This is a genomic window from Streptomyces sp. CNQ329 (assembly GCF_000482585.1).
In genome coordinates, this window is the sequence record NZ_AXVU01000004.1 from 193,129 (window position 1) to 206,952 (window position 13,824).

Here is a 13,824-nt window from a genome sequence, read left to right on the forward strand (position 1 = left end):
GCCGCCCCGGACGAAAACGCCCCCGGTCCCGCCCGCCGCCCGCGGCGGGCGGGACGGGCGAGGGGACGGAGGACAAGGCGGACACGCGCCGCCGGGCGGGCCCGGCGGGCGCGCGAAAGGGCCGGACCCCGAAGAACCCGGCCCCTGAACCAGGCGGAGCGTGGAGCGCACGGGCGGCACAGGCACCGCCTCCGCCGCCCCGCGACGCGCGAAGGGGCCGGATCCCGAAGGATCCGGCCCCTGAATCCGCGGAGCGTCAGCCGTCAGCCGGCGTCCGCCGGCCGGTGCCGCCCGGCGCGGTTACGCGCCCGGCACCGGCCGGAGGGCCGTCGTCAGGCGACGTCGCCGCCGCCGGCGCGCCGGCGGAGCAGGAAGACGGTCGCACCGCCGACCACGACCAGGCCGATCGCCACGCCCGCGATCACCGGGGTGGCGCTGCTGCCACCGGTGTTCGCCAGGTCGCCGCCGTCGGAGTCGTCACCGCCGGCGGAGCCGCCCGCGGAAGCCGGGCTCGGCTCGCTCGGCGCCGGGGTGTCGTTGCCCGCGGTGTCGCAGTCGAGCACGCCGGTGAACTTCTCGCTGAAGCCGTCGTCACCGTTGATGGTGATCTCGTACGCCTGGTCCTCGGCGACCTCGACCAGCACGGTCTTGGACTCGCCCGGCGCCACGGTGTGGGACTCGCCCGCCAGCTCGAAGGAGAAGGGCTGGTCGCCCTTGTTCTCGGCGGTCACGTCCACGCCGCCCTTGGCGCAGTTCTTGTCGGCCGAGAGCGCCGGGATCGGGCCCTCGCTCGCCCACGTGGCGGTGGCCTGCGCGGTGACGGTGGTGTCGCTGGAGCCGGCCAGGATCTGGGTCTGGCTCTTCGCGTGCTCGCCGACGCCGGCGAAGGCACGGCCGACCGGCACCTGGGTGGTCGCCTCGGCACTCAGGGTCGCCGAACCGTCGGGGGTGCCGGCGGGCACGTCGAGGAAGACCTCCGTGCCGTCGGCGGCGCTGGTCAGAGCCTCGCCGTTGGCGTCGACGATCTTGACGCCGGCGGACTCGGCCTCCGGCGACACCGAGAGGTTGGCGCTGGAGGCGTCGGTGTTCACCGTCACCGGGCCGAGCTTCTCACCGGACTTGCCGGAGATGGCGGTCGGACCGAGGTTCAGCGAGGCCGCGGGCTCCTCGACGGCCTCGGCACCGGCCTCCAGGTAGTCGGCCAGCTTCTCCGCCTCGGGGTCCTTGGCCTCGACGTTCACCTTGTCGGAGAAACGCCAGATGGCGATCTGGGTGCCGGCCGCGGCGGTGTTCTCGGTCAGCTCACCCGCACCGGCCGACTCCGCGAGCGCGGTCAGGTCGTCCACCTGCGGGTAGGAGTTCTGCAGAATCCAGTTGATCTTCCCCGCGTCGGCGTTGTTCTGCAGCGAGGAGGAACTCCAGGGCACCTCCTGGTACTTGGCCTCCGGCTGGGTGGGGTTGCCGAAGTCGATGCAGTAGGTCTGGATGCTGCCGCCCTGGTCGACGGCCATCTCGAACAGACCGGCACCGATCTCGTGGTCACCGCCGTCACCGTGGACGATCGCGGTGTCCTTGATCGTGAGTCCGCCCAGGGTGGCGGTGGCGCCGTTGGCGGGCGGCGCGTCCTGCGCCGCCGCGGGACCGGCGCCGGCTATCGCACCGGCGGTGGCCAGGCCCGCGGCCAGCACTGCCGCGGTGAGCCGAGCAGACCGCCGATGTGACGGCCTCCGAACAGAAGTCATGGTCGAAAATCCCCTCCGGGCGGGTTGGTCAAGGCTCGGATTGCCCCCGCCGTAAGAACGCCTTCGCTCCGGGCTCGTCGAGCCGCTCGGAATCCTATGGACTCCCCTCGTCCCGCGAACCTCAAATGCCCCAAGAGAACAGGGTTTTAGAACGTAATCGTTACATCGGGCAACGACTATTTCGGGCAGACCACGGCGGACCGGCCGAAGTTCCCGCGCCTGGCTCGAACTGATCGTCTCGAAACCGTCACCATCCGGCGGCCCCGTGACCGTCCGAGCGCCGGGGGCCCGGGAACCGGGCGCCGTTGCGGCGGAGTCCGGGCTGCGAACCGCCGGCCCCCGGCGGCCGGGCCGGGTCCCGTCCCGGGCGTTCCGCGTCATCCCAGGTCCGGCGTCAGCACCGGCCGGCGCTCCCCCTGCTCCGCCGCGTCCGCCGCCCCTTCCGCCGGCGCCGGGGTATCCCGTACCGCGACGTCCAGGTCCCGTACGGACGGGTCCCCGAACGATGGTCTGACCCGGGACCTGCGGCGGAACGCCGTCGTGCCCCAGCCGAGGTCGTGGCCCACCGCCGTCGCGTCGATCGTCGGGTCCGTGCAGCGCATGCCGTCCTTCTCGTACTCCCTGACCCGCAACCGGCCCCGCACCAGCAGCGGTTCGCCGATGGCCACGGAAGCGGCCACGTTCTCGGCCAGTTGGCGCCAGGCCCAGACCGTGAAGAAGTTCGTGTACGCATCGGTCCAGGCGCCGCTCGCCTGGTCGAACCTCCGCACCGTGGCCGCCAGGCGGAACCGCACCGCCGGCACCCCCGACTGCGTCGTGCGGTACTCCGCGCCCGTGGCGGCGTTCCCCACCACGGTCACCATCGTCTCGTTCATCTCCCACGCACCTCCCCCGTCCGGGCACGTCACCTGCCCGCTGCCCCCATGCTGCCCGCTCCCGGCCGCATCCCGCGACCCCTGTGGATAACTCCCTGCCGGGCGACGTCGTTGCAGGTCAGAGCCGTGCAGCGGCGCCCGAGGCGGCGGCGTACTGCTCCCGCACCTCGTGGTAGCGCATCAGCTCCGCCGCCATCGGCTCCAGCACCCGCGCCCGCCCGTTCGCGGCCGCCGACTCGCGCAGCCTGCGCTCCGCCTCCTCGCCGTACCGCCGCGCCGGGCCACGAGCCGCGAACCGGCAGGCCAGCGCCACCCCGGGGCCGCCGGCGGTGGCGATCGCCACGAGGGCCAGCGGCAGCGGCCACGGCACGCCGGTGACGCCGGACAGCGCCGCGACCATCCACAACGCGGCCAGCACCTGCAGGGCGAGCAACCCGCGCTGCACCGCGCCCACCACCGCCCACCACCGTGGCCGCGGCAGAGTGCCCGGCCGGCTCAGGGCGACCGTATCCGGCCCGCCCGCCGCGGTCTTCGCCACGGGCCGCCCATCGCCGGACCACCCGCCCACAGACGGGACTCCGGCGCCGGACACCCCGGCGCCCGCGTTCAGCGGCGGCTGCGTCAGCCGGTCCGCAAGGCCCTCCGCGCCGCGCACCCCCGCCTCGCGCACCGCCTTCGCCCACGGCGCCGGCAGCCCGGCGCCCGCCTCGTCGGCCACGGTCCGTACCGCCTGCTCCACCACCGCCCGCGCGGGGATCACCTCCCGCTCCCCGTCCCGGGGTTCCGGCATCAGCGCGCCGACGGGCCCGGACCGCCCGTCGTGCCCGGGCCGGCCCGGGCGATCCCCCGCATCGCCTGAGCCCGCGCGCCCGTCCGCCCGCCGGCGCCGCCACCACTCCACCGGCCGCGCCCCGCAGGCCCGTTCCGCCTCCCGCAGCCACCACTGCTCCGCCGCCTGCCCCGTGGCCGCCGCGCCCACCGCCTCCGCGAGCCGGTCCTCGAACTCCGCCGTGACCCGTTCGCCGAGACCGGCCGCGCCGCCGTCCCCGACGTAGACCTCGCGCAGCCGCGCCGTCGCCTCCTCCACGTCCGCGGTCAGCCGGAGTTCGGCCGCACGGCGCTCCGCGATGAACGACACCAGTTCCGCGCGCAGATCGCCCACGCCCTCGCCGGTGAGCGCGGACAGCGACAGCACGCACGCGCCGGGCTCGCCGTGCTCGCCGAGCGCGAGGCCGTCCTCGTCGAGGAGCCGGCGCAGATCGTCGAGTACCTGCCCGACGGCGTCCGGGGGCAGCCGGTCGACCTGGTTGAGGACGACGAACATCACCTCGGCGTAGCCGGCCAGCGGTTGCAGGTAGCGCTCGTGCAGCGCGGCGTCCGCGTACTTCTCCGGATCGACCACCCAGATCACCGCGTCCACCCGGCGCAGCAGGTCCTCCACGCGGGCCCGGTGCTCCTCCACCGCCGAGTCGTGGTCGGGCAGGTCGAGGAGGACGAGCCCGCGCAGCCCCAGGTCGTCGCGGAGCGGACGGGCGGCGCGCGGCGGGAGCCCGAGGCGTTCGAGGAGAAGCGTCGGCGCGTGGTCCCCGGCGCCGCGCCAGGCGCACGCGGAGGGCTGAGAGGTGGTGGGCCTGCGCACGCCGACGTCGGAGAGCGGGGCGCCGGCGAGCGCGTTGAAGAGGCTGGACTTGCCGCTGCCGGTGGCGCCGGCGATGGCCACGACCGCGTGGTCGAGGGAGAGCCGCGTGCGGTCGGCGGCCTCGTCGAGTACCCGGCCGGCCTCGGCGAGCGTGCGGCCGTCGAGCCGCGTACGGGAGAGGCCGACGAGTTCGCGCAGGGCGTCGAGCCGCCCGCGCAGAGGGCCTTCGGCACGGGATACGGACCCTCCCGGCACCCCCGCCTCCGCCCCGTACCCCGCGCGCGCCCCGCCGCGACCCCGCCCCGCGGCACGCGGCACGGCCTCGTCGCCGTCGTACGCACCGCCGCGCCCGCCGGTATCCGCCGGCTCGCCGCCGGCCAGGCCCGCCCCGGCGCCCGCACCGCCCCCGAAGGCGACGTCGCAGAGCCGTGCACCGGAGTCGAACGCGGCGATGGCACCCGCACCGCCACCCGCACCCGGGTCAGGGCGCACACCGTCCTCCGCACCGTCCTCGGCACCGCCGTCCGCGCCGGGCCCGCCCCCGTCCTCCGGTCCGGGCGCCGCCTCCGGTCCGGGTCCCGCCCCCGGCGAGGGCCTCGCGGCCTCCAGGGACCGGACCGCCGCCTCCGCGGCCGCCGCCCCCGCCGTCTCACCCGCCCCGGCACCCCCGGCCGCCCCCGCACTCCCGTCCGCGGCGCCAGGCGCCACCGGGCGCCCGGAGAGACCGTCATCCGCGTCCCACGGCTCCCCCTCGCCCCCCGGCCCCGGCACGGAACCGGCCACGCCCGGGCCGCTCCCGGCCCGTACCGCCTGCCGCCGTCCCCGCCGCACACCCCACCGCGCCGAGCGCCGCGCGATCAGCCCGTCGTCCCACATCCCGCCCCCGGCGTTCACCGGAGCCCCGGCCCGGCCGCCCTGCGTGCCCCCGGCCCCGGCCGCACCACGTGCGAACGCCTCCTCCTCAGGGACGTCCTCCTCACCCGCGACCCCATACAACTCGGCCACCTCACCCACCCCATCGCCGCCACCTGCCGCCGCCACCGGCTCCGCCGTCTCCTCAATCGGAACCGGAACCTCCACCGACTCGCCGTGTCCCGGCATCTCCTCCGCGCGCACGTCGCCCACCTCGCCCACCTCTCCCGTCACTTCTCCCTCTGCAGCACCGACATGGCCGCGATCAACCGGGCCTGCTGACCCGGCTCCACCTCCAGGGCGTCGATCGCCGCCAGCCGGCGGTCCCGCTCTCCGTCGAGCGCCCGCTCGAAGTACGTACCGAGCAGCCGCCCGCCCCGGCTCCGCAACCGCAGCCCGCCCTTCGCGCCCAGCAGCGCCGCCAGTTCGTCCGCCGCCCCGTCCCCGTCCTGGCCGCCGAGCAGCGCCACCGCCAGCAGCGCCGCCACCTCCTCCGGCTCCGCGTCGGCCGGCCGCTCCGCCGCCCGCAGCGCCTCGTCGGCCAGTTCCTCCAGACACCGCTGCCAGCGCCGCACGAGCACCCCCACCCGCTCCCGCGCTCCCGCGCCCGCCTCGCCGAAGGACACCGCCGCCGCGGCCGGCTCCCGGCGCAGCTCGGTGGTGAACCGCTCGTCCGCGGCGGCCACGGCGCAGCACAGGACGGCGGCGACGCTGCCGGTCAGGGCGTCGAGGAGGTCGGCGGAGGCGCCGGTGAGGGCACGGTTGCGGTAGTGCACCAGGGCGTCGCCGGCGAACGCCGCGCCGCCGACGAGGTCGGTGTGCGCCTGCTCCGCGGCCTCCTCGTACGCCCGCTCCACCCGGTGCGCCATCCGCGTCGACGCCGCGTGCTGCGCCGCGCACGCCCCGGCCAGCGACGTGACCCGCGAACGCAGCGACGCGAGCACGCCGTGCGCGGTCCGTACGGCGGCGTCCGCGCGGGCCCGGGGGTCCTGGGCCCGGCGGGCGAGCCAGTCGCGCAGCTCCTGCACCGCCGTGGCGGGCAGCAGCCCGCTGCCGCCGCCGGCGGATTCGGGGAGCTCGGGGACGGTGAAGCGCGGCACCTCGCCGAGCCCCGCCCGGCGCAGCAGCGTCGCGTACTGAAGCGAGACCTCGCCCGCGACCTGGTGCGGCACCCGGTCGAGCACGGTGACCAGGCTGACGTCGTACTCCTTCGCCGTACGCAGCAGGTGCCAGGGCACCGCGTCCGCGTACCGGGAGGCGGTCGTCACCAGCACCCACACGTCCGCGGCGCACACCAGCTCGGCGGCCAGCTCGCGGGCGTGCCCGGCGAGGGAGTCGATGTCGGGGGCGTCGAGGAGGGCGAGTCCGCGGGGGACGTTCTCGTCGACCTCGATCCGCAGCAGGGTACCGTCGGGCCCGCCTCCGCCCTCGCCGAAGGTCGCGGCCCCCCGGCCCGGACCGCCCCGGGCCGGGCCGCCGCGCCGGCTGCGGTAGGGGTCGGGCACGCCGCAGGTCCCGGAGGCACCCCTGTTCGCCCCGTACGCCTCCCGGGTACGGGCGTTTCCACCACCCCCGTACGCCCTCCGCGAACCCCCGCCGTCCCCCGCGTCCCCGGATTCCCGGTACGGCTCCGCCATCTCCTGGGCCTCGTACGCGCCGTACGACTCGTACGCCTCGACGCGCCCGTGCGCGGCGTCCTGACGCGGCATCCACACCCGCGTCAGATGCGGCAGCACCCGCTGCCCCGCGAACCAGGACTGGTCGTCGGGATGGCAGACGAGTACGGGCATCCGCGTCGTGGGCCGCAACACGCCGGACTCGCTGACGCATCTGCCGACGAGCGAGTTGACGAGTGTCGACTTCCCCGCCCCCGTCGACCCGCCGACCACCGCGAGCAGCGGCGCGTCCGGGCGGTGCAGCCGGGGCACCAGATAGTCGTCGAGCTGGGCCAGCAGTTCCGCTCTGCTCCGCCGGGCCCCCTCCGCCCCGGGCAGGGGCAGCGGAAAGCGCGCCGCGGCGACGCACTCGCGGAGGGCGGAGAGTGCGCTCAGCAGGTCGGTCCGTACGTCCGAGGTCGCCACATGCGAAGAATGCCCGCTTCCATCCGAATTTGAAAGCGTTTAGCCCCGCAGTGCGCCTTCTTCAACCCGGAAGCTTCCGCCACGCGGGGATAACGACTGCACAACACCACCGGCGCCACACGGAAAAAAGCGGTGCGTGAATCGCACTCGCCTGCGATTATCGGGACGCTTCACTGAACCTCCACAAGGTGGTGCCGGAGTGAAGCTACCGGGTGTGGCTCAACGGAGCCCTATCCTTGCCCTTGGCAAGGTCACGGATCCGCCGAGCCCGGCCACCGTTCCACGCCACACCGGCCCCCGTAGCTCAGCGGATAGAGCAGGCGCCTTCTAAGCGCTTGGTCGCAGGTTCGAGTCCTGCCGGGGGCGCAGGGCTGCCCTCCTCCCCCAGGGAGGGCCCAACCTGCATATCAGAGGGGCATCAACCCTCCCCCGCCCCCACCCCACCACGGAGGGCACAGCGAAGCGGTCCGGGGTGCGCCCTCCCCCGGCCGCGCGCTCCAGGTCGCTTTCCTGCTCCCGCCGGCGTTCAGGCGTCGGGGTGCTCCGCCGCGCCGGCCGGGGCGGCGGCGGTCCGCTGCCGTCTGCGTAACGCGCCTGAAAAGAGCGCGGGCTAGCGTGGCCGGACTCCGGGCCGGGACGGCCCCGGAGGACTGGAGCCGGAAGGGCGGTGGGACGCGTGCGACTGACTCCCCGGGAGCAGGAACGGCTGCTCATCCACGTGGCCGCGGACGTGGCCGAGAAGCGCCGGGCGCGCGGGCTGCGGCTCAACCACCCGGAGGCGGTCGCGCTCATCACCTCCCATGTACTCGAAGGCGCCCGCGACGGCCGCAGCGTCGCCGAGCTGATGGCCTCCGGCCGCACCGTCCTCACCCGCGACGACGTCATGGACGGCGTTCCCGAGATGCTGCGCGACGTCCAGGTGGAGGCGACCTTTCCGGACGGCACCAAGCTCGTCACCGTCCACGACCCCATCGTCTGAGGGAGGACCGGCCGTGATACCGGGAGAGATCCGCTACGGCGACGGGGCCGTCCGTCTGAACGAGGGCGCTGACGTCATCCGGCTCACCGTGCTCAACACCGCCGACCGGCCCGTCCAGGTCGGCTCCCACTACCACTTCGCCGAGTCCAACCCGGGCCTGGAGTTCGACCGCGCCGCCGCCCGCGGCAGGCGCCTCGGTGTCGCCGCGGGCACCGCCGTGCGCTTCGAGCCCGGCGTGCCCGTGGAGGTCGCGCTGGTTCCGCTCGCCGGCCGGCGCGTGGTGCCGGGACTGCGCGGCGAGACGGGCGGGGCGCTCGATGGCTGAGCTGTCCCGCGCCGCGTACGCCGACCTCTTCGGGCCCACCACCGGCGACCGCATCCGGCTCGCCGACACCGACCTGCTGATCGAGATCGAGGAGGACCGCTCCGGCGGCCCCGGGCGCGCGGGGGACGAGGCGGTCTTCGGGGGCGGCAAGGTGATCCGCGAGTCCATGGGCGTCTCGCGCGCCACCCGGGCCGACGGCACGCCCGACACCGTGATCACCGGTGCCGTCGTCCTCGACCACTGGGGCGTCGTCAAGGCCGATGTCGGCATCCGTGACGGGCGGGTCACCGCCCTCGGCAAGGCCGGCAACCCCGACACCATGGACGGTGTCCACCCCGAGCTGGTCCTCGGCCCGGAGACCGAGATCATCGCCGGCAACGGCAAGATCCTCACCGCCGGCGCCGTCGACGCCCACGTCCACTTCATCTGCCCCCAGCTCGCCGACGAAGCACTCGCCGCCGGCGTCACCACCCTCATCGGCGGCGGCACGGGTCCCGCGGAAGGCAGCAAGGCCACCACCGTCACCCCGGGGCCGTGGCACCTGGCGCGGATGCTGGAGGCCATGGACGGTGTCCCCGTCAACGTCGGCCTGCTCGGCAAAGGCAGCACGGTCTCCAGCGAGGCGCTGCTCAGCCAACTGCGCGGCGGGGCGCTCGGCTTCAAGATCCACGAGGACTGGGGGGCCACTCCCGCCGTCATCGACGCCTGCCTCGCCGTGTGCGAGGAGACCGGCGCGCAGCTCGCCCTCCACAGCGACACGCTCAACGAAGCCGGCTTCGTCGGCGACACCCTCGCGGCGGTCGCCGGCCGCACCGTCCACGCGTACCACGCCGAAGGCGCGGGCGGCGGCCACGCCCCGGACATCATCACCGTCGTCTCCGCCCCGCACGTCCTGCCCAGCTCCACCAACCCGACCCGGCCGCACACCGTCAACACCGTCGAGGAGCACCTCGACATGCTGATGGTCTGCCACCACCTGAACCCCGCCGTGCCCGAGGACCTCGCGTTCGCCGAGTCCCGCATCCGGCCCTCGACGATCGCCGCGGAGGACGTCCTGCACGACCTCGGCGCCATCTCCGTCATCTCCTCCGACTCCCAGGCCATGGGCCGCATCGGCGAGGTCGTCATGCGCACGTGGCAGACCGCGCACGTGATGAAGAAGCGGCGCGGCCCGCTGCCCGGCGACGGCCGCGCCGACAATGTGCGGGCGCGCAGGTACGTCGCGAAGTACACGGTCAACCCCGCCGCGGCCAACGGCGTCGACCACGAGATCGGCTCCGTCGAGCCCGGCAAGCTCGCCGACCTCGTCCTGTGGGACCCGGCGTTCTTCGGCGTCAAGCCGCACCTGGTGCTCAAGGGCGGCCAGATCGCGTACGCGCAGGTGGGCGACGCCAACGCCTCCATTCCCACCCCGCAGCCGGTCCTGCCGCGCCCCATGTACGGCGCCGCCGGACGCGCCCCGCACGCCAACTCCGTCTCCTTCGTCTCCGCCCTCGCGGTGGACGGCCACCTCCGCGACCGCCTCGGGCTGGGCAAGGCACTGGTCGCGGCCCGCTCCACGCGCTCGCTGACCAAGGCGGACATGAAGCTGAACGACGCCACCCCGGAGGTACGGGTCGACGCCGACAGCTTCACCGTGACCATCGACGGCGAGGTGGTCGAGCCCGCCCCGGCGGTTGAGCTGCCCCTGGCCCAGCGCTACTTCCTGTTCTGAGCCATGCCGCTGCCGCCGCCCGCCGCCCGCGCCGCGCTGCTCATCCTCGCCGACGGCCGCTTTCCCGCCGGCGGCCACGCCCACTCCGGCGGCGCCGAACAGGCCGTCGCCGCCGGGCGGATCACCGACGCCGCGGGTCTGGAGGGGTACTGCCGCGGACGGCTGCACACCGCCGGGCTCACCTCCGCCGCCCTGGCCGCCGCGGCCTGCGCCGGAGCCGACCCGCTGCTCCTGGACGAGGCCGCCGACGCCCGCACCCCGTCGGCCGCCCTGCGCGCCACCGCCCGCCGGCTGGGCCGCCAGCTACTGCGGGCCGCCCGCGCCGCCTGGCCGGCCGTGGAGCTGGAAGCCCTCGCCGAGGCCCGTCCGCGCGGCGTCCACCAGCCCGTCGTCCTGGGCGTCGCGGCGCGGGCCGCGCGCCTCGGCCCCGGGGACGCCGCCCACGCCGCCGGCTACGAGGCGGTCTCCGGGCCGGCGACCGCGACCGTACGACTCCTCGGTCTCGACCCCTTCGAGGCCACCGCCGTTCTCGCCCGCCTCGCCCCCGAACTGGACGACGTGGCCGCGCGGGCCGCGGCGGCGGGTGTACGCGCCGCCGCCGAAGGCCGCACCGGCGCCGACCCCGGCGAGCTGCTGCCCGCTGGGAGCGCCCCGCTCCCCGACATCGCCGCCGAGGAGCACGCCGTGCGGGCGGCGCGGCTCTTCGCCTCGTAGACAGATGTGTCAGTGGCCTCGTACGCACAGGGAGACGGCATGCACCTCGACCATTCCGGGACACCCGCGCAGCGCTTCACCTACGGCACCGCCACGCATCGCCCCGGCGCGCCCGGGGCCCCGGCGCCCCGCCGCCGCGCCCTGCGCGTCGGACTCGGCGGCCCGGTGGGCTCCGGCAAGACCGCCACCGTCGCCGCGCTGTGCCGGCTGCTGCACGACGAGCTGTCGCTGGCCGTCGTCACCAACGACATCTACACCCGCGAAGACGCCGAGTTCCTGCTCCGCGAGGCCGTGCTGCCGCCCGAGCGGATCACCGCCGTGGAGACGGGCGCCTGCCCGCACACCGCCATCCGCGACGACATCTCCGCCAACGTCGAGGCCGTCGAGGACCTGGAGGCGGCGGTCGGGCCGCTGGACGTGGTCCTGGTGGAGTCCGGCGGTGACAACCTCACGGCCACCTTCTCCCGCGGCCTGGCCGACGTGCAGCTCTTCGTCATCGACGTCGCGGGCGGTGACGACATCCCCCGCAAGGGCGGGCCCGGCATCACCACGGCCGACCTGCTCGTCGTCAACAAGACCGACCTCGCCCCGCACGTCGGCTCCGACCTGGCGCGCATGGCACGCGACGCGCGGGCCCAACGCGGTGACAAGCCGGTCGTGTTCACCTCGCTGGCGCGGGAGGGCGGGGTGCGGCCGGTCGCGGACTGGCTGCGTGCACGCGTCGCCGCGTGGCGCACGGCGTGAGTGACGGCGCGGCGCACGACGGGGCGGACGGCCCGGCCGCGCCCGCCGCACGCGTGCCCGCCGGCGGAGTCGAGGCCCACGCCCGTATCACCGCCGCCCCCCACGCGCGCGGCGGCACCGCGCTGCCGGAGCTGGCCGGGGACGGGCCGCTCGCCCTGCGCCGGGTCCGGGCGGGCGCCGGGGAGGCGCGGATATGCCTGGTCGGGGCCATGGCCGGGCCGCTCGGCGGCGACCGGTTGCGGCTCGACGTGCGTGTCGAGGACGGTGCCGCGCTCTGCGTCACCGGCGCCGCCGCGACCCTGGCCCTGCCGGGCGCCACCGGCGAGCCCGCCCGCTACGAGGTGTGCCTCACCGTCGGCGACGGCGCCGAACTGCGCTGGCTGCCCGAACCGCTGATCTCCGTGCGCGGCAGCAGGCTCCACGTGACGTACCGCGTCGACCTCGCCCCCACCGCCCGCCTGGTCTTCCGCGAAGAGCAGGTGCTCGGCCGCACCGGCGAGCCGCCCGGCCGGCTCCTGTCACGCCTCACGGTACGCAGCGGCGGCCGGCCCCTCCTCCATCAGACCACCGACTACGGCCCCGGCTCCCCCGCGTGGGACGGCCCCGCCGTCCTCGCGGACAACCGCGCGTCCGGGCAACTGCTCGTTGCCGCTCCCGAGCTCGCCCGCACCCCGGCCAAGCCGTACGTCCTCGCCCCCGCCCTCGCCGCGATCACCCCCCTCGCCGGCCCCGCCACCCTCACGACCGCCGTCGCCCCCGACTCCCTGCTCCTGCGCACCCTGCTGGACGAGGCCCACTCCCGCACCACGGCCACGCGAGCCCCAGGCCGCTGACGGTCCGGCCAGGTGCATCTCGCGGATCGCCCGGTATCAGCGTTCCGGACAGGGAGCCCGCGCGAGGGAGGGACCAGGCCGGGTGACAGGCAGACGGTTCGTCACCCGGCCGGGCCCGGACGCGCGCGCCCGGTCAGCGCACGGGGACGAACGGGCGGTTCAGGTGCGCCGTGGCGAGGACCGCGCCGTGTTCCACGGCCCCTTCCAGCAGCAGCCGCCGGGTGAGACGGGCGAGGTCCGGGTCCGCCTCGAAGACGTACCGCACGGCCGGGTCGACGAGCTGCACCGCGTGCACGACGACGTCCCCGGCGATGACGATCCGCCGGTTCCCGCCGTCGACGACCACCGACTGGTGTCCGGGCGTGTGGCCGGGCGTCGGGACGAGCGTGACGGTGTCCCCGCCGTGGTGAACGGCGAGCCGGGTGCCGCCGTCGACGACGTGCAGCCGTCCGGCCGCGCGCAGCGGGTCGACGGCGTACGTCGTGGCCGGGTCGCCGGGGGCGAGGGCGGCGAGCTCGGCGGCCTGGACGACGTAGCGGGCGTCCGGGAAGACGGGGACGCCGTCGGGGGTCACCGACCAGCCGTAGTGGTCCTCGTGCAGGTGGCTGAGCACGACGGTGTCGACATCGGCCGGCGCGATGCCGGCGGCGGCCAGCCGCTCGGGCAGCCGGCCCGGGACCGGCGCCCAGCTCGCGGCGGGGCTCCCGGCCGGGCCGATGCCGGAGTCGACGAGCACGACCCGGCCGCCGGGCCGCCGTACGGCGAAGCAGCGGAAGTCCAGCTCCCACGCCCCGTCGGGCCCGAACGCCCGCGGGTCGACGCGCCGCGCGGCGGCCCACGCGGGGGCGGAGGCGCCGGGGAATGCCTCCGCGCGCGGCATCGGGAACGTCCCGTGTGCGTCCAGCAGCGCCACCACCTCGAACCGCCCGGCCCGGCACACGGCCAGCCCGGACGCCTCCGGCCCGGCCACCGCGCCGTCGGCCTCGGCATCCGCCCCGGCGGGGCGTGGCCCGGGCGCGGCGGCGGCCTTGTCCGCCCCCGCCCCGACGACCGCCGCCGCGGCCACCGCCCCGGCGCCCCGCAGCACCCGCCGCCGCCCCCACGCGCCCGCGGCGCCTCCTCCGGCGGCGGCCCGCCGGCCCCCGCGGCCGTCCCCGCGCGCCGTGTCACCGGCCGGCCGGCCACCCGGCCCGCCGGCCGCCCCGGTGCCCGCTCCCCCGCGCCCGTCGTACGTCCGTCCCATCACCGCTCCCTCGTCGTCCTTTG

At 76.1% G+C, this 13,824-nt stretch carries 11 protein-coding genes and 1 tRNA gene; 7 read left to right on the top strand and 5 right to left on the bottom strand.

The window, feature by feature from the left end:
- Window positions 1–332: 332 nt before the first annotated feature.
- From I003_RS0103355 to I003_RS0103370, 4 genes are all read right to left on the bottom strand, one after another.
- Window positions 333–1,742, bottom strand: coding sequence for a thioester domain-containing protein (locus tag I003_RS0103355; protein WP_027770200.1), 1,410 nt, complete (start codon window positions 1,740–1,742; stop codon window positions 333–335).
- A 377-nt stretch (window positions 1,743–2,119) separates the two neighbouring features.
- Entirely contained in the window at window positions 2,120–2,617 is a 498-nt protein-coding gene (gene ssb / locus I003_RS0103360) for a single-stranded DNA-binding protein (RefSeq protein WP_027770201.1), read from the bottom strand.
- A gap of 118 nt (window positions 2,618–2,735) precedes the next feature.
- Complete coding sequence (locus I003_RS0103365) at window positions 2,736–5,402, bottom strand: GTPase family protein (protein WP_486584069.1); 2,667 nt, start codon at window positions 5,400–5,402, stop codon at window positions 2,736–2,738.
- Entirely contained in the window at window positions 5,399–7,249 is a 1,851-nt protein-coding gene (locus I003_RS0103370; RefSeq protein WP_027770203.1) for a GTPase domain-containing protein, read from the bottom strand. Before I003_RS0103370 ends, I003_RS0103365 begins: the two co-directional genes overlap by 4 nt.
- 293 nt (window positions 7,250–7,542) lie before the next feature.
- On the opposite strand from I003_RS0103370, the gene I003_RS0103375 reads away from it, so the two are divergent.
- From I003_RS0103375 to I003_RS31405, 7 genes are all read left to right on the top strand, one after another.
- Window positions 7,543–7,615, top strand: a tRNA-Arg gene (locus I003_RS0103375).
- A 310-nt stretch (window positions 7,616–7,925) separates the two neighbouring features.
- Window positions 7,926–8,228 (top strand): urease subunit gamma, encoded by a 303-nt coding sequence (locus I003_RS0103380; RefSeq protein ID WP_027770204.1) that lies wholly within the window; start codon window positions 7,926–7,928, stop codon window positions 8,226–8,228.
- Between the two features lie 13 nt (window positions 8,229–8,241).
- Window positions 8,242–8,553 (top strand): urease subunit beta, encoded by a 312-nt coding sequence (locus I003_RS0103385; protein ID WP_027770205.1) that lies wholly within the window; start codon window positions 8,242–8,244, stop codon window positions 8,551–8,553.
- Window positions 8,546–10,267 carry an urease subunit alpha gene (locus I003_RS0103390; protein WP_027770206.1) on the top strand — a complete coding sequence of 574 codons (1,722 nt, stop codon included), beginning with the start codon at window positions 8,546–8,548 and terminating at the stop codon, window positions 10,265–10,267. Before I003_RS0103385 ends, I003_RS0103390 begins: the two co-directional genes overlap by 8 nt.
- Window positions 10,268–10,270: 3 nt before the next feature.
- Window positions 10,271–10,981: an urease accessory UreF family protein gene (locus I003_RS0103395; protein WP_027770207.1), complete on the top strand. Its 711-nt coding sequence runs from the start codon at window positions 10,271–10,273 to the stop codon at window positions 10,979–10,981.
- Between the two features lie 39 nt (window positions 10,982–11,020).
- Complete coding sequence (ureG, locus tag I003_RS0103400; protein ID WP_027770208.1) at window positions 11,021–11,725, top strand: urease accessory protein UreG; 705 nt, start codon at window positions 11,021–11,023, stop codon at window positions 11,723–11,725.
- A complete protein-coding gene (locus I003_RS31405; RefSeq protein ID WP_051368078.1) occupies window positions 11,722–12,558 on the top strand; it encodes an urease accessory protein UreD in 837 nt (278 codons plus the stop codon). Before ureG ends, I003_RS31405 begins: the two co-directional genes overlap by 4 nt.
- 133 nt (window positions 12,559–12,691) lie before the next feature.
- On the opposite strand, the gene I003_RS0103410 is transcribed toward I003_RS31405, so the two are convergent.
- Entirely contained in the window at window positions 12,692–13,801 is a 1,110-nt protein-coding gene (locus tag I003_RS0103410) for an MBL fold metallo-hydrolase (protein ID WP_078563699.1), read from the bottom strand.
- Between the last annotated feature and the right edge of the window lie 23 nt (window positions 13,802–13,824).